Raw genomic sequence first — 21,144 nt, 5'->3', positions numbered from 1 at the left:
CTTACAATAATAAATGGCCGGAAGATTGGGCTTCCGGCCATTTTTATGGCATCTGTTTATTTGTTCAGTTGCTCAACCAGCAGTACTGCAGCTTCTTCGGAAGAACCCGGATTCTGGCCGGTGATCAGCAGACCGTCCTGCACCACATAAGATCCCCAGTCAGCACCTTTCGAATACACACCTCCCAGAGATTTCAGCTCATCTTCCACCAGGAATGGCACCACGTCGGTCAGGCCAACCGCCGCTTCTTCGCTATTGGTGAAACCGGTGACTTTTTTGCCCTGTACCAGCGGATTACCCTGCGCATCTTTCACATGACGTAAGACACCCGGCGCATGACACACCAGCGCAACGAGTTTACCCGCTGCCTGGAATGACTGGATCAGCTCAATGGAGGTGGTATCTTCGGCCAGATCCCACAACGGGCCATGGCCGCCCGGATAAAAGACAGCGTCGAAATCAGCCTGAGAAATACTGTCCAGACGAACGGTAGAGGCCAGTTGAGCAGTTGCCTGCTCATCAGCTTCGAAGCGGCGGGTTTGCTCCGTGCGGAAATCTGGCTCGTTACTTTTTGGATCCAGCGGTGGCTGCCCCCCGGCCGGCGAAGCCAGCACGATTTCTGCGCCTGCATCTTGAAACGCATAATAAGGTGCCGCCAGCTCTTCCAGCCAGAAACCTGTTTTACGGCCGGTGTTGCCCAGTGTGTCGTGCGAAGTCAGAACCATCAGAATTTTCATGTTGTTTATCCCGGTTGTTAACGTTGTTTAACTGTCTTGATAGTAGACCAGTCGTCTTGTAATAACTTTCAAAAAAACACCTCAGCGCGAGGTGTCGTTTGTTACGTATCAGATTAATCCGTCTGACGAATAATCTGTTTTGCCTGCGTCAGGTGCTTTTGTCGTGTTCATGAGTTAACAATACATTTAATTAGACCGGTCGTCTAGTGATTATAGAATAAATTACCTCCTCCGACCTTCATCCGCGATAAATGTAAGTTTTCTGACAAGATTTATATCGCGCAACCTACAAACTCTCCTCAACTTTCTGTAAATTCGGCCGATATAAATTCTTTCGGTTGTTTTCGGTTTATGCTTCTGGAGTGATACGGATGTTGATAGGAATAGATTTAGGCACTTCAAACTGCGCTGTTGCCATCTGGCAAGACGGACATTCCGTTCTGATTCCTAATGTCTATGGAAAAAATCTGACGCCCTCGGTGATCGGCCTCGATGATAACGGTCACGTTCTGGTCGGTGCGCCTGCTCAGGCGCGTTTGTTTACCCACCCTGACCTCACCCTTTCCAGTTTTAAACGCTTCATGGGGACCGATCATCAGTTCCGGCTCGGTCACCAGCACTTTCGCGCGGAGGAACTCTCCGCTCTTTTATTGCGCAGCCTGAAAGCCGATGTTGAACAATATTGTGGCTGTGAGGTGAAGCGCGCCATTATTACCGTCCCTGCTTATTTTAATGATATTCAGCGCAAGGCGGTGAAAGCCGCCGGTGAAATGGCCGGCCTGCAGGTAGAACGTTTGCTCAATGAACCGACGGCAGCGTCGCTGGCCTACGGGCTGGTGAATCAGCAGGAACAGAAATTCCTGGTGTTCGATCTGGGGGGCGGCACGTTTGACGTTTCAATCATTGATATGTTTGAAGGCGTAATTGAAGTCCGCGCCAGCAGCGGCGATGTATTCCTCGGCGGTGATGACTTCACCCGCAGCCTTGCGAGCTGGATGCTGGCGCAGTATCCGCAACTGGACAAAGAGGATAATGCCCTTTTCGGTCAGCTGATTACGCTGGCGGAAAAAGCTAAGTGCCAGCTGACCACACAAGACAGTACGACGCTCCGGTACCAGTGGAAAGAAAGTTCACTGAGCTGGACGCTGACCAGTGAGACTCTGGCGCAATGCTGTCAGAGTACGCTGGAGCGGATGAAAAAACCGGTGATACAGGCGCTGCGCGATGCCAAATTCTCCGCCGATGAAGTGGATCATGTGGTGCTGGTAGGCGGCGCAACGCGAATGCCATTGGTACGTCAGGCGGTGGCTCGTCTGTTCGGCCGTTTTCCGCGCAGTGATTTGCAACCGGACGAAGCCGTGGCGCTGGGTGCCGGTATTCAGGCCGGACTGGCCTTGCAGGATCAGGCGCTCGATGACATCGTGCTGACCGATGTCATGCCGTTTACGCTGGGTATCGGGATCTCCCGCCCTAAAGGCGACGGCTATGAAGACGGTCATTTTCTGCCTCTGATCGAGCGCAACAGCTTTGTGCCGGTGAGTCGCGTGGAAACGATTGTCACCATTTCAGATCAGCAAAAGTACCTGAATTTGTCCATTTATCAGGGCGAAGCGCGGCGGGTAGCCGATAATATTCTGCTCGGTTCGCTGAACGTTGACGTGCCTCCGCGCCCGGCAGGTGAAATGACCGCCGATGTGCGTTTTACTTACACACTCGACGGTATTCTGGAAGTGGAATGTAAAATCACCAGCACCGGACAGGTGGAAAAACTGGTGATCGAGAAAGCGCCAGGCAGCCTGACGCCGGCACAAATTACCGAAAGCTTGCTCAAACTTGAAAACATTAAGCAGCATCCGCGCGAACAATTGGTAAACCGCCAACTGGTAGCAGAAGCCAACGCTTATTATGAACAAAGCCTTGGCGACCAGCGGCAGTTCATTGCCGACCAGTTGTATCGCTTTGAACATGTGCTCGACACGCAAGATGCGCGTCAGATTGCGGCAGCACGCAAGGAATTTGAGGCACTGCTGGTGCATCTGCGCAGCGGGTGGGAATAGTCCGATGGGGATCTGGTCAGTTCTCGGGATAGAACCTACGCAGGACATCGCTGCCATCAAACGGGCCTATGCGCATCAGCTAAAAAGCACGCGGCCTGATCAGGATCCGCAAGCGTATCAGCGCCTGCGGGAGGCGTTTGAATCAGCCAGGCGCGGCGAATATTTTTGGACTACAGGTGACAACGTCACTTACCCTTCTCATCCTGCGTCGCTTACTGACGATTCGTTAATCAATCAGACGCAGGTTCACCATCGGGTATCAGAAATCGTCAGCCTGCTGCTGGAAAATGAGCAGGCAGGCCTGGAAAAGCTGCAGGTCTGTCTGTCAGAAACTTTACTGCAAAACCTTCAGTTGCGTGAAATGTTCAGTCAGCAGCTGGCGTGGGATCTGGCGGAGCATGAAGGGCTGACCTTCTCATTGCTGGCGAACGTTGCCGCGCTGATGGAATGGGAAATTGACCATTATCAGCCCGTCGGCATTTCAGTTTATCAGCTGGATGCGCTGCATCAGCAAATTGAGAGTACTGCCGGGCGTCACTACTGGGATGCCCTGCGGACGCAACTTCAGGCTTCGGTTTTTGGCCGTAAGGTATTTGATTATCTCAGTGTCGAAGGCAAAAACCTGACATTCGGTATGAAATGCGTTCCCGGCTTTGTGGGCCGTCTCAGGGCACATTTGCACGAGATAGCCATGTATCATCCGGTGCTGCTGCCGCGGGTCAATTCCCGGCTGAGGAATGACCTTAAGCGTTGCCGTTTTGCTCTCAGCGGTGAAGCCACTTTTCTGACCGTCTTTTGGTGTGTGCTGGCGATTTACGGAGCCCGCCATTCTCCGCACTGGCTGCGCGATACACTGCTGAGCGCGCTTACCGTGCTGGGATGCATCTTCGGTTATAAAGGCATGGGGATATTATTACATCCGTATCCCCGCCTGCATGCCGTAGCGGAAACCCTGATGTCGGTGCTGGTCATTGCACTGTCGGGGCTGGTTTTCAGTGGATTTTATGCGACCTTCCTTTATCTTCAGGATGACCCCGGACGCGGGCCGGCGTTGTTCTTTATGTTGCTGATAACCGTGCTGTTCTGCACCTGGGCCATCTGCCCGAAATCCTGGCGCTGGTATAATCTGGTCTGTAACAGTGTAGTTTCTTTACTCACGTTGCCGTGGGAACAAGCCAGAAAGCCCGGCCGGGTCAGACGGGTTGTGGCGTGCGCACTGATGTTATTTGTATATTCATGGTTAATTACGTGGGCGGTGGAATGAGCGGACAGGGAATTTGGTCAGTTTTAGGCATTGAGCCGACTCAGGATCTGGGCGTGATTAAACGGGCTTATGCCCGAAAGCTGAAAAACACCCGTCCTGACAGTGATCCGCAAGGGTATCAGCGACTGCGCGAAGCCTTTGAAGCGGCAAAGCGTCAGGGTTATGATGACATTTTAAGTGACGTTGTCACTACTGCTAAGCCCCCTGTGAACCTTTCTGCCGCGCCCGTCTCGCCTTTGTCTGTCCGGTATGAGACGGTGAAAGCTCCCGTACAGGAATCTGACGACGTCTCTCTGTTACGCGGTCAGATTTTTGCAGAAATCCCCTCTGTTATTGACGCTATGATGGATGACGAAACGGTGGGGATAAAACGGCTGGCAGATTATTTGCAGAGTGATTCTCTGCAAAATCTCGAATTGCGGGAGATGTTTAGCCAGGAAATGGCCGCACAATTGAGTGAACGCGAAGGATTATATTCCGCATTACTGCTCAAAGTCTCTGCCATTATGGGGTGGGAAATAGACCATTACCAACCGGTGGGGATTTCCCCGCAACGGCTGCAGGCGCTTCAGGCACAGATAGAACATACCGGCGCGAACTACTACGCGTCTGTTATGGCGCGCGAATATCAGGGGTCCGCGCTGAATCGACTACGTTTGCGTTTGCTGACGGAGGAAGGTGCGGTTGTGCCCTGGTGGGCGAAACTGGTACCCGACTTTATGCTATCCCTGCACGATAAACTCAGGGAAATCAGGGCGTATTATCCTGCTTTGTTGCCGGGTATTAATTCAGTACTGCTGAAAACCCTGGCAGAGAACCGGCTGGCACTGCGTTGGGGAACGGTGTTCCTGACCGGTTTCTGGCTTTTGCTGATCATGCTGGCGACGCGTGAACATGCTGAACCGTGGCGCTCACGCATTTTACTCATAGCATTCATTGCATTATATATGCATGGTTACAGTTATCTGGAGCGGAAATTACGTTACCGCCCGCGCATGTTGTGCGCAACAGAATGCGTGTTGTCGATACTGGCAACCGGCATTATGGTAAAAATAATGCTGGGTTTCTTCACCATGTTTAAGCCTGAAACCGGAAATATGGTGATGGCTTTCACCAATTACGGGGTACTGAGCGCCAGTAGTTTTTGCGTCCTCTGGATGATGGCGCCAAAACAATGGAAATGGTACAGCGTGCCATTGAACGCGATGATTATTATGGTGATTTTCCCGTGGGAGTTGATGAAAAAAGCCTCGGGTGTGGCCGGCATCGTGGCCTTTGTGGTATTACTGGTGATGTATTCACTGTTGATTGCTTTCGGATTCCGTTGACGTTGCGGGCGGTTAATCCCGCCCGCACCTGTTTCACTCCGTCATAATCCAGACGCTGACGCTCCCTGCTGCGCAAAAGAATTGTGCGCTGCCTTTTTCGTCGGTTGTAATGACTTCCCCGCGGTTTTCCAGCATGTCCCGCCATTGCTTACCGGCAAAGTTGTCGCCCAGCTCAATCGTTTTCTCGCCGGCTTCTCCGTTAGACATCACTACCACGCATCCCGGTTGCTCTGCGGTGCCGCTGCGGGAAAAGGCAATGCAGTTCGGGTGATCGAAATAATCGGTTTGTGCACCCCATGCGTACCCCTGACGGGCTCTGATCAGCGCTTCCAGATGGGTGATCACTGGCAGATTTACGGTGTAATTATTTCCGTCCTCTCCTTCATCTTCGTAACTTGCACCGAATAAATCCGGATAAAAGACGATGGGCACGCCATGCTCGCGCAACAACGTTAACGCATAGGCCAGCGGTTTAAACCACGGCTCAACCGGTGCCTCAAGAGACTGCAACGGCTGTGTGTCGTGGTTGGCAACCAGCGTCACCGCATGCGCAGCATCAGCAGCGACCAGTGTGTTATCAAAAATGGTGGTCAGATCGTAATCCGCACCCTGTTTCGAGGCATGGTGGAAATTCAGCTGTAGCGGCGCATCGAACAGCATGGTTTTGCCTTCCACCTGACGGATGTAATTTTGCAGCGTCGGGACGTCGAATGACCAGTATTCTGCGACCAGGTACATCGGTTGTTCCGATTGTGCCTGAATATGGTCAATCCACTCTTTATAGAACCAGGCCGGAATATGTTTCACCGCATCAAGACGAAACCCTGTACAGTGCGTTTGTTCCATGATCCAGCGGCCCCAGTATTTGAGCTCTTCGCTGACTGCGTTATTGCGGAAATCGACATTGGCACCCATCAGGTAATCGTAATTACCGAATTCGTCATCGACCTGATCGTTCCAGCCGCCGCCGGTATAATCGTTAATGATTTTGAAAATGCCTTGCTCGTCCGGGTTTTCAATGTGGTCAACACCGCTGAAGCAGTGAAAATCCCAGATGAACTTTGAATACTGGCCGTTACGGGCGGCAAAAATGAAACGCGTCCAGGCCTCTGCTTCAATAACGTCATCGCTGATTTCTTCACGGTTATCCATGTTAACGCGGTTAACCTGAACGCGTTCTTTCTCATCCGCTCCCATTTTATGATTGAGCACCACGTCAAGAATGACGCCCAGCTTATGCTGTTTCAGCGCGCTGATGGCTGCGAGCAGCCCCTCTTTGTCGCCATATTTGGTCGCACGGGAACCTTTCTGCTCAAACTCACCCAGATCAAACAAATCATAAGTGTCATAGCCAACCGAATACCCACCCGATTCGCCTTTACAGGCAGGCGGAAGCCAGGCGGCGGTAATGCCAATCTCAGCCAGCCAGGCGGCTTTTTCGGCCACTTCCGGCCAGAGCTTCCCACCATCCGGGTAATACCAGTGAAAGAACTGAAACAACGTAGGATTCTGCATACAGACTTTCCATTCAGATGACCAGGAAGTGAAGTATGGAGCAGGAACGCAAAAAATGTGACTAAAGGCAAAAAAAAGCCGGTCAGCAAAGTGACCGGCGTTGAGACTGCCTGAGAACGGAATCAGTTGATATCCGGGTGCTGGGCAATCAGATTTTTTCTTTTTGCTTCAAGCTCAACAATCTGCGCATCAATATCTTCAATTTTCTGTTCGATATTGTCGTGATGTTCCTGGAGGATTTCACGCGCTTCTGCACGGTCTGAAGCCGCCGGTGTCGCGCCCTTGAGCGGACGGTTAGCGGTTTCTTTCATGAAAATGCCGGTCACCAGACCAATCATCGCCACAACCATCAGGTAATAGGCTGGCATATAGAGATTATTAGTGGCTTCCACCAGCCACGCGGCGATCGTCGGGGTAAGCCCCGCAATCAGTACCGAAACATTGAAAGCAATTGCCAGCGCGCTGTAACGGATATGCGTCGGGAACATTGCCGGTAACGTTGACGCCATCACACCGATAAAGCAGTTCAGCAACACCGCAAGGATCAGCAGACCTAAGAAAATCAGGCCTATCACATCACTGTTAATCAGAATGAAGCACGGAATAGCCAGTATAAACAGGCCGATACTGCCGATGATCACAAAAGGTTTACGGCCGAAGCGGTCACTCAGCATCCCCATGAACGGCTGTACGAACAACATGCCGACCATGATGGCAATGATGATCAGCACACCGTGGTCTTCAGAATAATGCAGGCTGTGGGACAAATAGCTCGGCATGTATGTCAGCAGCATGTAGTAGGTGACGTTTGTTGCTATCACCATGCCCACACAGATAATCAGCGGACGCCATTGTTTGGTCAGGATTTCACGGAACGAGACTCTTGGCGGTTCAGCAATATCTTTACGCGAATCGCTGTCGATTTTATCGACGTGTTGCTGGAAGGTCGGGGTTTCTTCCAGTGCATGACGCAGATAGATCCCGATCAGGCCCAGCGGAGCGGCAATGAAAAACGGAATACGCCAGCCCCATTCGAGGAAGTTCGTTTCACCCACGATACTGGAAATCAGCACCACCACACCTGCACCGAGAATAAAACCAGCGATGGAACCAAAATCCAGCCAGCTGCCGAGGAAGCCGCGTTTTCTGTCAGGAGAATATTCTGCAACGAAAATCGCTGCACCGGTATACTCGCCACCAACCGAGAATCCCTGTGCCAGTTTTGCCAGTAACAGCAAAATCGGTGCCCAGATACCGATGGAGTCATAACCGGGTATCAGCCCGATACAGAAGGTGCTGACGGACATGATTATGATGGTGACGGAAAGGACTTTCTGGCGCCCAAATTTGTCGCCAAGTGCGCCGAAAAACAGTCCGCCCAGAGGCCTGACGAGGAACGGTACGGAGAAGGTTGCCAGCGCGGCAATCATCTGAATACCCGGGTCTGCCCCCGGGAAAAACACCTGCCCTAATGCAAATGCCACAAAACCATACACACCGAAATCAAACCATTCCATCGCATTACCCAGGGCTGCGGCGGTAATAGCTTTTTTCAGTTTAGTGTCATCAATGATCGTAATGTCGTTGATATGCATGGGTTGAACACGTTTCTTTCGTAATCTCATCTTTCACATCCCTTTTCTAAAATACTCCACCGTGTAAGCGTGAGATATTTTGTTCGTACTCTTTAATCATCAAGAGTATCAATAATATTTGAGCAAGCTATATCATTATAGGATGGTTTTACGCTGTAGCAAAAGCCAACCGTTTTGTGATCACCATTGCACTTTTGTTTTCACCCGCCGTTGTTTTGACTCACAAAGTGGTAATGTGTTTTCAAATTAATGAAACTGCATTTTGATTAATGAAAGGGACGCCGGAACAACGGCTAATTTCATGCTACTTATGGGGTGAATCATGGCAAAAGGTTCTCAGATTCAATTTAGTTTCCACACCGTTCAGGATCCTCAGACCGGTGCCCGGGTGACGCGTTTAACACCGCCTGATGTGTTGTGTCATCGCAACTATTTCTATCAGAAATGCTTTACCCGCGAGGGTAATAAACTGTTGTTTGCCGGTGAGTTTGATGGCAACCGCAACTATTATCTGCTGGACTTGCAAACGCAGAAAGCGGCTCAGCTGACTGAAGGCAAAGGCGATAACACCTTTGGCGGTTTCCTCTCCCCGGATGATCAGTATCTTTACTACGTCAAAAACGAACGCAGTCTGCAGCGCGTAAAACTGGTTGATTTTAGTGAACATACGGTATATCAGGTGCCGGAAGAATGGGTTGGCTATGGCACCTGGGTGGCCAACAGCGAATGCACCCGTCTGGTGGGTATCGAAATCAGTCGTGAGGACTGGACGCCACTGTCAGACTGGAAAATCTTCCAGGATTTCTATCACAGTAATCCGCACTGCAGACTGTTATGTGTCGATTTACTCAACGGAAAATCCCGCGTGATCCACGAGAAAAATGAATGGCTCGGACACCCGATTTATCGCCCGTTTGATGACCACACCGTCGCTTTCTGTCACGAAGGCCCGCATGACCTGGTTGATGCACGTATGTGGCTGGTGAATGAAGACGGCAGTGATGTCCGCAAGGTAAAAGAACATGCACCGGGAGAAAGCTGTACGCACGAATTCTGGGTACCGGACGGCTCTGCACTTATTTATGTGTCTTATCTGAAAGGCCAACATGACCGCCATATCCGCCGTTTCGACCCGCAAACCGGCGAAGATATCTGTCTGATGACTATGCCAGCCTGCTCGCATCTGATGAGTAATGACAACGGTACACTGCTGGTCGGTGATGGCTCCGGTACGCCGGTTGATGTGAAAGACACCGCAAGTCATACGATTGAAAACGATCCGTGGTTGTATATTTTCGACACCCGGACCCGCCGGTATGCACCGCTGGCCGCGCATAACAGCTCCTGGCAGGTGCTGGACGGCGACCGTCAGGTGACGCATCCGCACCCTTCTTTCTCACCCGACGATCGTCATGTGCTTTTCACCACCGATTATGAAGGCTTACCGGCGCTGTATCTGGCGGAAATTCCGGATGCCCTGCTCAGTTCATTACGCAAGGATTAACCAATGTTTACCTTTAAAAAAGATATTCCTTTACAGGATCTGGGGGACGGTGTGAGCCGTCGTGTTCTGGCGCATGACGGCACCATGATGGCCGTTGAAGTATACTTTGAAGAAGGCGCCGTCGGCCCGATGCATAACCATGTTCACGAACAACTGACCTATGTGTTATCCGGCCGTTTCAAATTCACTATCGGTGAAGAAACCCGCGAAGTGAGTGCAGGCGATACGCTGTATAAAAAACCGTACATCATGCACGGCTGCGTGTGTCTGGAGAAAGGTGTGTTGCTCGACACGTTTACGCCGCAACGACAAGATTTTTTATAATTCTTTCAGACCATAAAAAACCGGTGCCATGAGCACCGGTTTTTTTGACACCACAAAACACGTAATCTTACGCGAGGATTTCACGCACGAAGGTTTCGATCTCTTTGTTCTGGCAGTTTTCGAAGAAACATTTCTGGAAACGTTCGCCTGTCACGGCGGTTTTCACCAGTTCCGGATCGATGGCACGCAGGGTATCCAGATAGTTTTCTTTTACCACTGCGGCTTTCACCTGATTCAGAATACCGGCGTTGCGTACCTGAGGTTCTTTGCGGTCAGCCGGATAGCCTTCGCCTTTCACGCCGGTAAAGGCCTTTTCGAAGATGAAGCGTACGTTCAGCTCTGCACCCCAGCCGAAGCCTTTAGCAAATGGCAGCGATAATGCGTTGCCGTTGTTGATTTGCGCAAACAGGAAGGCATCAGCCGGATCAATGCAATAACCGCAGTTAACGCCCGGATGAATATTCAGAGACATCAGTGCGCCCTGGCCGGTACCGCAGCCTGCAACCACAAAATCCACCGCTTTTGAATTAAGCAGGATACTGGCCATGATGCCCAGATGGATGTAAGTCAGATGGTGATCCTGTTCATCAGACATGCCCACGTTGAAGACCGGATACTCTTTTTCCGAAGCTACGGCGTTAAGTTCTTTCAGGATGATCGCGTTTTTAGCGGCCTGACTGTTTTCCATCATCAATGCAATTTTCATGAGATTTCCTCTTTGGGCAGCGGTTTGAGCCGCTGCTGTCGGTGAATGTTTATCAATAACTGGCGTGATTAACGGGCCAGCCAGCCCCCGTCAACCGCAATGGTGTAACCGTTGATATAATCTGAAGCCGGTGAAGACAGGAATACGACCGGCCCCATCAGATCAGACGGCAAACCCCAGCGGCCGGCAGGAATACGCCCCAGAATCTCTTCGCTGCGTGCTTCATCAGCGCGAAGTTGCTGGGTGTTGTTGGTCGCCATATAGCCCGGCGCAATCGCGTTCACATTGATATTGTGCTTCGCCCATTCGTTGGCCAGCAGGCGGGTCACTCCCATGACGGCGCTTTTTGATGCGGTATAAGAAGGTACGCGGATACCGCCCTGATAGGAAAGCATCGACGCGATATTAATGATTTTGCCGCCGGTACCCTGAGCGATGAATTGTTTCGCCACAGCCTGCGACATGAAGAAGACGGATTTGATGTTCAGATTCATCACATCATCCCAGTTCTTTTCGCTGAACTCGATGGCGTCTTCACGGCGGATGATTCCGGCGTTATTGACCAGAATATCCAGATGTCCCATTTCAGCGACAGCACGTTCCAGCAGCGCCGGAATAACTTTCGTGTCGCTCAGATCAGCGGTCAGGCTCAGGAAACGGCGGCCTGTCGCGCCGATGCGCTCGATGGTTTCTGCGGGTTCGACAATGTTGATCCCTACAATATCACAGCCGGCCTCAGCGAGGCCGATTGCCATACCCTGACCCAAACCGGTATCGCATCCGGTCACTACCGCGACTTTTCCCTGAAGCGAGAAATTATCCAGAATCATGATGGTTCCTTTATGCATAAACGGAAGCAAATCTGCTTTTCCGTAGGACGATGGGTTGTCGGGCTGTGCCCGGCGCCGAAATAATAAAGAGGAGTTTAGCGAGAAAATTCGTCCGACTCAAGAAATTGAAACATCATTTCAATTTATGTGAACTTTGGTGTCGTTTTTTGTTGGGTTGATCACGTCCTGATGAGTAGTGTCAGGTAAATGTCAAAAACAGGGCGCAGACAAGAAGAAAGGATGCAGGGCAAAGCCCCTGAATAAATAATCCGGAGGACAGAGAGGAATAAAATGGGTTTTTGTTCGGATGGACCATTCACTGCCCGGCGGGGATGCCGGGCCAGCGGTACGCGAGATCCATTTGCAAAACGTAATCTCTTCTATGAAAAGGCTTTTTTAAACAAAATTCTTACCCCAGAAATTTGGTCGTAAAAAAGGATCTCAAGAAGATCCTTTTAATTTTGCAGATCGTTAAACCCTACCAATCACCGTATGGATAGGTTTTCCCTTTGATAAAGTCCCGGATAAACGGGTCGTAGCCGTTACGTTCGGTGTAATTAAAATCAATCCTGCTGGGAACGTTCTTACATATCAACATATTATCTCCCGTCAATGTGAACTCTCTGGCCGGGTGTTGGGGGACAACATGATTACCGTTGTCCTCAAGCCAGATCCGCACCGTACCTCCGGGAGCCAGACCAATAATCATATTATCCCGGTAATAAACCTGTCCCGGTTTGTAATTATCAGGATAAGCCGTTGTCATTTGCCGCCACGTTCCCCGATCAAACCAGATCTCCGTCTCATACGATTTTTTATCAATCACCGAGTCCCAGCACACTGACATCCTTACCGGCAGCGCCTTACTGATATTAAAGTTGGCAGAAAAACTGCCAACAACACGACTCCATGTGTCCACGCTGCTCTGGCTGGGTTCTGTCGGGTCAAGCCGCCTGAAGATGCTTTCCTGGATATCCCCGTCCTCCAGATACACCTGCGTCACCAGGGCGGGCAGATTTTTAGGGTGAAAAAAATTAAACTGCCAGTGATCGTAAGGCAGCTTTTTGCCCCACTGCTCTACGCCGTCCCCTAGCGGGGTGGTCACGTCGGCTCGCCTGTCGCGGCACCCCGTCAGTAACAGCAGTACCCCGATCGCAATATGTAATGTCCTCATCCGAACACCCTATCCAGTGCGTCCACATGGGCTTTTTGCTGTTCTTCATACTTCGCACACGCCTTTGTCCGCGCCTCATCCACCAGGTTTGCGCAGTGCGCGTAGGCCAGTCGCAGGTCGCTTGAATTATTTCGGTTGTTGCCCGTACCGTCAAAGAACACCCCCACTGTCAGCGTAATCCCCCTGACCGGCACCCTCCTGTACTGGATAACTTTTTCACTGCACAGAACATCGGTACGGTGCGTGTTGTCCCCGATAATTTCATACCGGTGATAGCCGGTGTCGCCCGGCGCTGTTTTCTCGTCTCTTGCCATAAGAAAGTCCCTTTAATCTGAAAGGTTAAATCCAGTCCATCATACCTTAACCTAAATCAGACTCTGTCAGCAGCAAATGGTCCCAAAGTTCTCCGGTGATTACAGAAAGTGATATGGGTGTCCGGTGACTTCAGTCTTTTCCTGCGTCGATGTGTACAGGCCGGATTGAATAACGACGAGGACTGAAATGCTCTTGTACGACAGGTCTTCATGCCCCGGTTGAGAGAAATTAGAGATTGCGGACTGGAGAAGCGGCGCTATTGTGTCAGTCGGCTGATGGTGCCGATTGAGGCGATCTTGTTATGGAATGCGGTATATAAGAAAAAGCGATTGATTCACTGAAGAGAAAGCTATTTATTTAATAAATAATGGGTTTCTCATGTCTCCCCGTTGGGGTGTGAACATATCAACCTGAGCGGAGATTACGTATGGCGTACCCGTTTTAAGCAGAGGGGCTGGGAAATACTGTTCGTTACGCTCAGTGGATAAAAGTCTGTATAAAACCAGGCTAAACGTAGGATATTTCAGTTTTCCCAGTGGGCCCCCTACACGCTTACGAGATAAACGCAGCGTAAGCAGAGATAAGAGTTAGTGCAGGCAGCCCTGGCATTCAGTTGCCAGATTAAGCCCGCGACGCCAGTCGCCCGGAGTCTGACCAAACTGTCGTTTGAAACTGCGGGTGAAGGACTGTTGTGAGTCGAAGCCCAGCGAAATCGCAACGCTGACGATAGGCTCGCCGCTGCTGGCCAGCATATCGGCAGATTTCTTCAGTTTTTTCTCACGAATGTATTCCCCCATCGGCAGGCCGGTGTGCTCTTTAAACATCCGCTGCAGGTACCAGCGGGAATAACCAGCCCGCTTGGCGACCGTTTTAATATCCAGTCGTTCTTCCAGATTGTGATCGATCCACTCGATCAGGTCGTGAATGAAATCCTCGGTTCTCATGGCCAGTCTCCTGCTTTTTTTTTGTTTGCGCCCCCCGAGGGCGACTCGTCTTTTTATACGTTGACCCAGTTTTTGGTTAAATGCAAGTTTTACTATTGCATTTAATTGACGGTTACAGGATAGTCTCATTTCCCCAGGTAAACGTTCTGTAAAATAGCACATAAAGTGTAACAGTAATTCTTGCAGTTTAGTAAGCGCATCTCTACAATCCTCACGAATCAATTGTATCAGTATTTGATACATTATTGTGCTGATGAACGGCACAAGTCCCAAAAAAGTCGGTTCAGGCAAAGGACGTTACCCGGCGGACAGGCCGGTGTATTGCCTGGCAGCACTTACACACTGGAAATAAAAAATAATGATGAACCTGCAAAAATCACAGGTTGTTGTACGCGACCACGTCATTGGTACGCCTTTAATGTTGCGCCTTTCAGGGGTTGCGCTGATGGTTGCCCTGCTCGCCGGGTGTGACAACAGCGTGGCGCAAAATGCCGCACCGCCTGCTCCGCAGGTCAGCGTGGCAGATGTGTTAATTAAGCCAATCAGTCAGTGGGATGCCTTTAACGGGCGTGTGGAAGCGGTACAAAGTGTACAACTGCGGCCACGCGTGTCCGGTTACATCGATAAAGTGAATTATCAGGAAGGCCAGGAAGTGAAAAAGGGTCAGGTACTGTTCACCATTGATGATCGTACTTACCGGGCTGCACAGGAACAGGCGCAGGCTGAACTGGTGCGCGCGCGCAATCAGGCCAGTCTGGCACGAAGTGAATCTGCACGAACAGAAGCGCTGATCGGGACGCTGGCCGTGTCGAAAGAAGTCGCGGAGCAACGTCGTTCGGCAGCGTCGCAGGCACAGTCTGATGTACTGGCTGCACAGGCACAGCTGGACATGGCCCAACTTAATCTTGATTTCACCCGTGTTACTTCCCCGATTGATGGCCGCGCCAGCCGTGCGATGATCACGACCGGTAATTTGGTGACTGCAGGTGACAGCGCGAGCGTACTGACCACGCTGGTGTCACTCGACACAGTCTATGTATATTTCGACGTTGATGAAGGGACTTTCCTGCGTTACCAGGCGCTGGCCCGCGAAGGGAAATTGAACGACAGCCCGCAAAATCGCTTGCCGGTGCATGTCGGATTGGTCGGTGAAAACGGTTACCCGCATCAGGGTGTGGTTGATTTTACTGACAACCAGCTCAACTCCGGCACCGGCACCATCCGCATGCGTGCCCTGTTGGATAACCGTGACCGTACCTTTACGCCGGGATTGTTTGCCCGGGTTCAAATGCCGGGCAGCGCACAGTTCAATGCCATGCTGGTGGACGATAAAGCCATTCTTACCGACCAGGATCGTAAATTCGTTTATGTGGTTGATAAAGATGGCAAGGCACAGCGCCGTGATGTGGAAATTGGCCGCACATACGCAGGCTTACGTATCATACAGAAAGGCCTGGAAGCCGGTGACCGTGTGATCATCGACGGCGTACAGAAAGTGTTTATGCCGGGCATGCCGGTCAACGCCAAAACCGTCAGCATGGTGGCTAACACTGTCACGCCGGCCGCCCCTGCCGTTCAATAAAAGAGAATCCTGACTCATGGACTTTTCCCGCTTTTTCATCGACAGGCCGATTTTTGCGGCCGTTTTGTCGATTCTGATTTTAGTTACCGGGGCAATTGCTATCCCCTTGCTGCCTGTCAGTGAATACCCTAACGTGGTACCGCCAAGCGTTCAGGTTCGTGCTGAATATCCGGGCGCCAACCCGAAAGTGATTGCAGAAACCGTTGCGACGCCGCTGGAAGAAGCGATTAACGGCGTCGAAAATATGGTGTACATGAAATCCGTCGCCGGTTCTGACGGCGTTCTGGTGACAACGGTCACTTTCCGTCCGGGTACCGATCCGGATCAGGCTCAGGTTCAGGTGCAAAACCGGGTCGCGCAGGCTGAAGCACGTCTGCCGGAAGATGTCCGCCGTCAGGGTGTGACCACACAGAAGCAGTCGCCAACGTTAACGCTGGTGGTGCATCTGGTATCACCTTCCGGCAAGTATGATTCGCTGTATCTGAGTAACTACGCCACGCTGAAGGTGAAAGATGAACTGGCGCGTTTGCCGGGTGTCGGGCAGATTCAGATTTTCGGTGCAGGCGAATATGCCATGCGCGTGTGGCTGGATCCGAACAAAGTTGCGGCCCGAGGTCTGACGGCTTCTGACATTGTGAAAGCCATGCAGGAACAGAATGTGCAGGTCTCTGCCGGTCAGTTGGGCGCTGAACCGATGCCGAAGGACAGTGACTATCTGCTTTCCATCAATGCACAGGGGCGTCTGAAAGATGAAGATGAGTTCGGCAAAATTATCCTGAAAAGCGGTGATAATGGCGAAATTGTCCGTCTGCGTGATGTGGCGCGTATTGAAATGGGGTCCGGTAGCTATGCCCTGCGATCGCAGCTTAATAATAAAGACGCAGTCGGGATTGGTATCTTCCAGTCTCCCGGAGCGAATGCGATTGATTTGTCAGATGCGGTACGAGCCAAAATGACTGAACTGGCAACCCGTTTCCCGGAAGGCATGACCTGGCGTGCGCCGTATGACCCGACGGTGTTTGTCCGGGATTCCATCAGTGCGGTGGTTCACACATTGCTGGAAGCCGTCGTGCTGGTCGTGCTGGTTGTTATCCTGTTCCTCCAAACCTGGCGTGCGTCGATCATTCCTCTGCTGGCGGTACCGATCTCAGTGATAGGGACATTCAGCATCCTGTATTTGCTCGGATTTTCACTCAATACGCTCAGCCTGTTCGGACTGGTGCTGGCGATAGGGATAGTCGTCGATGACGCCATTGTTGTGGTGGAAAACGTCGAGCGAAACATTGAGGAAGGACTTGCGCCAAGGGATGCTGCGCATCAGGCGATGCGGGAGGTGTCCGGGCCGATCGTGGCTATCGCACTGGTGCTGTGCGCGGTATTTGTGCCGATGGCGTTTCTGTCGGGGGTAACCGGTCAGTTCTACAAGCAGTTTGCGGTGACTATCGCTATTTCAACTGTGATTTCGGCCATCAACTCGCTGACATTGTCCCCTGCTCTTGCGGCATTGTTGCTGAAATCGCACGGTACGCCGAAAGACATGCCCTCGCGGCTCATCGACCGACTTTTTGGCTGGATTTTCCGACCGTTCAACCGGTTCTTTAATGCCAGTTCACATCGTTATCAGAATGCTGTGTCTAAAACGTTGGGACGTCGTGGCGCGGTATTTGTGGTCTACGTTCTGTTGTTATGCGCGGCTGCATTTATGTTCAAAGCTGTGCCGGGGGGCTTTATTCCGACGCAGGATAAACTGTACCTGATTGCAGGTGTGAAAATGCCGGAAGGTGCGTCATTATCCCGCACTGATGCGGTGATCCGCAAAATCAGCGCAATGGGTTTAAGTACCGATGGCGTCATTGATGCGGTGGCATTCCCCGGGTTGAACGCGCTGCAGTTCACCAATACGCCGAATACCGGCACGGTGTTCTTTGCGTTGAAACCGCTGAGTGAACGTACCCGTACGGCGGCGGAAATTAATGCGGAAATAAACGCCAAAATTTCGCAGATTCAGGAAGGGTTCGCGTTTTCCATTATGCCGCCGCCGATCCTCGGGTTAGGTCAGGGTTCAGGTTATTCCCTGTATGTGCAGGATCGCGCGGGGCTGGGTTATGGTGCATTGCAAACCGCGATTAACACCATGTCGGGCGCTATTATGCAGACGCCGGGAATGGGGTATCCGATTTCCTCCTATCAGGCTAACGTGCCGCAGCTCGACGCACATATTGACCGTGACAAAGCTAAGGCTCAGGGCGTATCACTTGATGAACTGTTCAGCACGTTGCAGGTCTATCTCGGCTCGTCTTATATCAATGATTTCAACCGATTCGGTCGTACATGGAAAGTAATGGCGCAGGCGGATGGACAGTTCCGTGACACCGTGGAAGACATTGCCAATCTGCGTACCCGTAACGATAAAGGTGAAATGGTACCCATCGGCAGTATGCTGAACATTACCACCACTTACGGCCCTGACCCGGTAATCCGCTATAACGGTTATCCGGCAGCAGATTTAATCGGTGATGCCGATCCGCGTGTGCTTTCTTCGACGCAGGCAATGACGGAGCTGACCGCAATGTCGAAAAACCTGTTACCGAATGGTATGAATATCGAATGGACTGATCTGAGCTATCAGCAGTCAACACAAGGTAATGCGGCGTTGATTGTATTCCCGATGTCCGTATTGCTGGCGTTCCTGGTACTTGCTGCACTGTATGAAAGCTGGACGCTGCCGCTGGCGGTGATCCTGATTGTGCCAATGACCATGCTATCGGCCTTGTTCGGTGTGTGGCTGACGGGGGGCGATAACAATGTGTTTGTTCAGGTCGGCCTGGTAGTGCTGATGGGGCTGGCATGTAAGAATGCGATTCTGATTGTTGAGTTCGCCCGTGAGCTTGAATTGCAAGGTAAAGGGATTATCGAATCCGCGCTTGAGGCATGTCGTCTGCGTCTGCGCCCTATCGTGATGACCTCGATTGCGTTTATCGCCGGGACTGTCCCGTTGATCCTCGGTCACGGTGCGGGTGCTGAAGTGCGAGGCGTTACCGGAATCACCGTATTTTCCGGCATGTTGGGAGTGACGTTGTTCGGTCTGTTCCTGACGCCTGTATTTTATGTCGCGCTGCGTAAGCTGGTGACGCGTAAGAAAGCGGTGCTGGAAACGCAAGTAGCATAACGCTCTTCAGATAACCACAATGCAAAAAGCCGGGAGAATATCCCGGCTTTTTTACAGGTTTTTTTTAAGCACGATGTGCGCGGACTGGCTTATAGCACTCTATTTTGAGCAGAGAGAATCTTCGGCGTATTGCGAAGCCAGGTCTTTGGTACATTTGTACTTGCCACCGCGTTCGAACTCAGCCAGCGCATCAGCGACCGTATGACGGGCCAATACCTGAAATGATGCTTCTTCAGCTTCGCTGACGATATTTTTGAAATACGTGCACGCGTTGGCACTGACAACGCAGCGGGCGGGTACGTCCGGGCGGGCTGCCCACAGACGTTTATCTTCAATCACTGCGCAATAAATGTCGCGAAGCGTGATTTCTTCCGCCGGGCGGCCAAGCGTGATCGAACCGGTACGGCCGAGAGTGGAAACGATGATGCCATGCTGCGTCAGCGGCACCATCAGTTTGCGGATAAAACTGGAGTTGGCTTCCAGACCCGTTGCTAAAATCGCACTGGTGCAGCGCTGGCCAGCCTTTTGGGACTGAGCGATACAAAACACCATCTGCATAGCTGTCGGAAAGCGATAATCTAACATGTCATTGTCCTGAGAAACCAAGTCTTAGGTAAAGCACCGTATCACAGAGGAATTGCCCCGTACGTGATCTGGTCAATAATATAACAAACACTGTTGCATTATTGAAGGCAGACACCTCCCAAAGGCACAGATAATCACGTTTTTGGGCACAAAAAAACCCATCCTAAGACGGGTTTTGTACTCAGAACATTCAATAAGAAGTTTCAGAAATTAGAACTGATAAACCAGACCAACCGCTACGATATCATCGGTAGAAATATTGTTGGTTTTATAGAAGTCATCATCATTGTCCAGCAGGTTGATTTTGTAATCAACGTAGGTAGACATGTTTTTGTTGAAGTAATAGCTGGTACCCACAGAAACATATTTAACTAAGTCATGATCGTTATCGGTACGGCTGGTATCTTCATTCAGATTCTTACCTTTGGATTGCAGGTAAGAAACTTCAGGACGCAGACCAAAATCGAATTGGTATTGTGCGGTAATTTCAAAGTTCTGAGTTTTATTTGCCACGCCGTCACTGCCATAAAGGGTCATGTTGCGGGTTTCAGAATACATGGTAGCCAGATAGACATTGTTTGCATCGTATTTCGCGCCCACTGTCCACACATCAGCTTTATCGCCATCAGCGTTTGTATAGGCAATTTGATCATTCGTACGATCAGAAGATGCATAGGCAGCCCCGGCCGTAATACCCATGCCGAAATCATAAGTGGTAGAAATACCGAAACCATCACCGTTCTGATGACGCACGTCACGACCATTGTTAGTGCCTTCACCAAACTGGAAATCTTCGCTATTATTATCGCCATCATTTGCACCCTGGTATTGCAGTGCGAAATTCCAGCCTTTTACTTCGCCGAAGAAGTCAGTGTTGCGGTAAGTGGCAACCCCGTTGGTACGGCCAACCATAAAGTTATCAGGCGTGGTGTAAGTATCACCACCGAACTCTGGCAACATATCGGTCCATGCTTCAATATCATACACAACACCGTAGTTACGGCCGTAGTCGAATGAGCCGAAATCACCGAATTTCAGACCTGCAAAGCCCAGACGGGTTGCGTTGCCAGATGTACCGCTGCTCTCTGTATTGTTAGCCTGAATATTGTATTCCCACTGACCATATCCGGTCAGTTGGTCAGCAATCTGAGTTTCGCCTTTAAAGCCCACACGCGCATAGGTCTGATCGCCATCTTTGCCTGCATCATCAGAGAAATAATGCAAACCATCCACTTTGCCGTACAGATCCAATTTATTGCCGTCTTTATTATAGACCTCAGCAGAATGCGCTGCGCCTGCAACCAGTAATGCCGGGATAATAAGTGCCAATGCTTTTAATTTCATGATGTCATTCCTTTATCATTTGATTGGATGTTTTAAATTATTATATATGTATTATCAATGAGTCAGACTCGTATTAATATTACCTACAGAGTTCCGCGGGTCAGTAGGTAAATTATCATTTTTAATTTTATTATTTATTGCTAGTTATTTCTGGAGGGGTAATTAATATAT

The 21,144-nt window shown here is 50.8% G+C and carries 17 protein-coding genes and 1 pseudogene; 8 read left to right on the top strand and 10 right to left on the bottom strand.

Features of this window, described 5'->3' with window-relative positions; genetic code table 11:
- Positions 1–56: 56 nt before the first annotated feature.
- The gene (locus J1781_RS08505; RefSeq protein ID WP_217219408.1) at positions 57–737 is read right to left on the bottom strand and encodes a type 1 glutamine amidotransferase domain-containing protein; all 681 of its coding nucleotides are present in this window, start codon (positions 735–737) and stop codon (positions 57–59) included.
- Positions 738–1,108: 371 nt separating this feature from the next.
- On the opposite strand from J1781_RS08505, the gene J1781_RS08500 reads away from it, so the two are divergent.
- Genes J1781_RS08500 through J1781_RS08490 form a run of 3 tightly spaced genes read left to right on the top strand, consistent with a single transcriptional unit; the run spans position 1,109 to position 5,386 of the window.
- Positions 1,109–2,794: an Hsp70 family protein gene (locus J1781_RS08500; protein ID WP_217219409.1), complete on the top strand. Its 1,686-nt coding sequence runs from the start codon at positions 1,109–1,111 to the stop codon at positions 2,792–2,794.
- A 4-nt stretch (positions 2,795–2,798) separates the two neighbouring features.
- A complete protein-coding gene (locus J1781_RS26145; RefSeq protein WP_238483183.1) occupies positions 2,799–4,058 on the top strand; it encodes a hypothetical protein in 1,260 nt (419 codons plus the stop codon).
- A complete protein-coding gene (locus J1781_RS08490; protein WP_238483498.1) occupies positions 4,055–5,386 on the top strand; it encodes a J domain-containing protein in 1,332 nt (443 codons plus the stop codon). The genes J1781_RS26145 and J1781_RS08490 overlap by 4 nt, the downstream gene beginning before the upstream one ends.
- 33 nt (positions 5,387–5,419) lie before the next feature.
- On the opposite strand, the gene amyA is transcribed toward J1781_RS08490, so the two are convergent.
- Together amyA and proP are read right to left on the bottom strand one after the other, a co-directional pair.
- A complete protein-coding gene (gene amyA, locus J1781_RS08485; RefSeq protein ID WP_217219411.1) occupies positions 5,420–6,901 on the bottom strand; it encodes an alpha-amylase in 1,482 nt (493 codons plus the stop codon).
- Between the two features lie 122 nt (positions 6,902–7,023).
- The gene (gene proP, locus J1781_RS08480; RefSeq protein WP_129953552.1) at positions 7,024–8,526 is read right to left on the bottom strand and encodes a glycine betaine/L-proline transporter ProP; all 1,503 of its coding nucleotides are present in this window, start codon (positions 8,524–8,526) and stop codon (positions 7,024–7,026) included.
- Between the two features lie 292 nt (positions 8,527–8,818).
- On the opposite strand from proP, the gene J1781_RS08475 reads away from it, so the two are divergent.
- Complete coding sequence (locus J1781_RS08475) at positions 8,819–10,000, top strand: oligogalacturonate lyase family protein (RefSeq protein ID WP_217233434.1); 1,182 nt, start codon at positions 8,819–8,821, stop codon at positions 9,998–10,000.
- A 3-nt stretch (positions 10,001–10,003) separates the two neighbouring features.
- On the top strand, positions 10,004–10,324 hold the full coding sequence (locus J1781_RS08470) for a cupin domain-containing protein (protein WP_129953550.1): 321 nt from the start codon (positions 10,004–10,006) through the stop codon (positions 10,322–10,324).
- Between the two features lie 67 nt (positions 10,325–10,391).
- Here J1781_RS08470 and J1781_RS08465 read toward each other — a convergent pair whose 3' ends face one another.
- The 4 genes from J1781_RS08465 to J1781_RS08450 all read right to left on the bottom strand — a co-directional run bounded on the left by J1781_RS08465 (position 10,392) and on the right by J1781_RS08450 (position 13,348).
- Complete coding sequence (locus J1781_RS08465; protein ID WP_129953549.1) at positions 10,392–11,030, bottom strand: RpiB/LacA/LacB family sugar-phosphate isomerase; 639 nt, start codon at positions 11,028–11,030, stop codon at positions 10,392–10,394.
- A gap of 68 nt (positions 11,031–11,098) precedes the next feature.
- Entirely contained in the window at positions 11,099–11,860 is a 762-nt protein-coding gene (gene kduD, locus J1781_RS08460; RefSeq protein WP_129953548.1) for a 2-dehydro-3-deoxy-D-gluconate 5-dehydrogenase KduD, read from the bottom strand.
- Positions 11,861–12,338: 478 nt separating this feature from the next.
- Complete coding sequence (locus J1781_RS08455; RefSeq protein ID WP_217233433.1) at positions 12,339–13,034, bottom strand: DUF2931 family protein; 696 nt, start codon at positions 13,032–13,034, stop codon at positions 12,339–12,341.
- Positions 13,031–13,348, bottom strand: coding sequence for a hypothetical protein (locus J1781_RS08450; protein WP_238483497.1), 318 nt, complete (start codon positions 13,346–13,348; stop codon positions 13,031–13,033). Before J1781_RS08450 ends, J1781_RS08455 begins: the two co-directional genes overlap by 4 nt.
- A gap of 141 nt (positions 13,349–13,489) precedes the next feature.
- Between J1781_RS08450 and J1781_RS26480 the strand changes: the two are divergent.
- A pseudogene (locus tag J1781_RS26480) lies at positions 13,490–13,850 on the top strand (Tn3 family transposase); the annotation flags it as partial.
- Positions 13,851–13,936: 86 nt separating this feature from the next.
- Here the strand turns inward: J1781_RS26480 and J1781_RS08445 are convergent.
- Positions 13,937–14,293, bottom strand: a complete 357-nt coding sequence (locus J1781_RS08445) for a helix-turn-helix domain-containing protein (RefSeq protein ID WP_013577757.1) — start codon at positions 14,291–14,293, stop codon at positions 13,937–13,939.
- Between the two features lie 418 nt (positions 14,294–14,711).
- On the opposite strand from J1781_RS08445, the gene J1781_RS08440 reads away from it, so the two are divergent.
- Positions 14,712–15,875 (top strand): efflux RND transporter periplasmic adaptor subunit, encoded by a 1,164-nt coding sequence (locus J1781_RS08440; protein WP_129953741.1) that lies wholly within the window; start codon positions 14,712–14,714, stop codon positions 15,873–15,875.
- A 16-nt stretch (positions 15,876–15,891) separates the two neighbouring features.
- Positions 15,892–19,044 (top strand): efflux RND transporter permease subunit, encoded by a 3,153-nt coding sequence (locus J1781_RS08435; protein ID WP_129953545.1) that lies wholly within the window; start codon positions 15,892–15,894, stop codon positions 19,042–19,044.
- Positions 19,045–19,143: 99 nt separating this feature from the next.
- On the opposite strand, the gene J1781_RS08430 is transcribed toward J1781_RS08435, so the two are convergent.
- Both J1781_RS08430 and ompC read right to left on the bottom strand, forming a co-directional pair.
- Positions 19,144–19,629 (bottom strand): RrF2 family transcriptional regulator, encoded by a 486-nt coding sequence (locus J1781_RS08430; protein ID WP_129953544.1) that lies wholly within the window; start codon positions 19,627–19,629, stop codon positions 19,144–19,146.
- Between the two features lie 210 nt (positions 19,630–19,839).
- Positions 19,840–20,973 (bottom strand): porin OmpC, encoded by a 1,134-nt coding sequence (gene ompC / locus J1781_RS08425; protein WP_129953543.1) that lies wholly within the window; start codon positions 20,971–20,973, stop codon positions 19,840–19,842.
- Positions 20,974–21,144: the final 171 nt, after the last annotated feature.

It is taken from the genome of Rahnella perminowiae, assembly GCF_019049695.1.
Classification (GTDB): Bacteria; Pseudomonadota; Gammaproteobacteria; order Enterobacterales; family Enterobacteriaceae; genus Rahnella; species Rahnella perminowiae.
Note: the sequence above shows the minus strand (reverse complement) of the source record. Positions and strands in the feature narration are given on the sequence as shown.

What these genes read in the sequence shown, in the direction of transcription:
- J1781_RS08505 (WP_217219408.1), bottom strand. Translation starts at nt 737, where the DNA reads ATGAAAATTCTGATGGTTCTGACTTCGCACGACACACTGGGCAACACC.
- J1781_RS08500 (WP_217219409.1), top strand. Translation starts at nt 1,109, where the DNA reads ATGTTGATAGGAATAGATTTAGGCACTTCAAACTGCGCTGTTGCCATC.
- J1781_RS26145 (WP_238483183.1), top strand. Translation starts at nt 2,799, where the DNA reads ATGGGGATCTGGTCAGTTCTCGGGATAGAACCTACGCAGGACATCGCT.
- J1781_RS08490 (WP_238483498.1), top strand. Translation starts at nt 4,055, where the DNA reads ATGAGCGGACAGGGAATTTGGTCAGTTTTAGGCATTGAGCCGACTCAG.
- amyA (WP_217219411.1), bottom strand. Translation starts at nt 6,901, where the DNA reads ATGCAGAATCCTACGTTGTTTCAGTTCTTTCACTGGTATTACCCGGAT.
- proP (WP_129953552.1), bottom strand. Translation starts at nt 8,526, where the DNA reads ATGAGATTACGAAAGAAACGTGTTCAACCCATGCATATCAACGACATT.
- J1781_RS08475 (WP_217233434.1), top strand. Translation starts at nt 8,819, where the DNA reads ATGGCAAAAGGTTCTCAGATTCAATTTAGTTTCCACACCGTTCAGGAT.
- J1781_RS08470 (WP_129953550.1), top strand. Translation starts at nt 10,004, where the DNA reads ATGTTTACCTTTAAAAAAGATATTCCTTTACAGGATCTGGGGGACGGT.
- J1781_RS08465 (WP_129953549.1), bottom strand. Translation starts at nt 11,030, where the DNA reads ATGAAAATTGCATTGATGATGGAAAACAGTCAGGCCGCTAAAAACGCG.
- kduD (WP_129953548.1), bottom strand. Translation starts at nt 11,860, where the DNA reads ATGATTCTGGATAATTTCTCGCTTCAGGGAAAAGTCGCGGTAGTGACC.
- J1781_RS08455 (WP_217233433.1), bottom strand. Translation starts at nt 13,034, where the DNA reads ATGAGGACATTACATATTGCGATCGGGGTACTGCTGTTACTGACGGGG.
- J1781_RS08450 (WP_238483497.1), bottom strand. Translation starts at nt 13,348, where the DNA reads ATGGCAAGAGACGAGAAAACAGCGCCGGGCGACACCGGCTATCACCGG.
- J1781_RS08445 (WP_013577757.1), bottom strand. Translation starts at nt 14,293, where the DNA reads ATGAGAACCGAGGATTTCATTCACGACCTGATCGAGTGGATCGATCAC.
- J1781_RS08440 (WP_129953741.1), top strand. Translation starts at nt 14,712, where the DNA reads ATGTTGCGCCTTTCAGGGGTTGCGCTGATGGTTGCCCTGCTCGCCGGG.
- J1781_RS08435 (WP_129953545.1), top strand. Translation starts at nt 15,892, where the DNA reads ATGGACTTTTCCCGCTTTTTCATCGACAGGCCGATTTTTGCGGCCGTT.
- J1781_RS08430 (WP_129953544.1), bottom strand. Translation starts at nt 19,629, where the DNA reads ATGTTAGATTATCGCTTTCCGACAGCTATGCAGATGGTGTTTTGTATC.
- ompC (WP_129953543.1), bottom strand. Translation starts at nt 20,973, where the DNA reads ATGAAATTAAAAGCATTGGCACTTATTATCCCGGCATTACTGGTTGCA.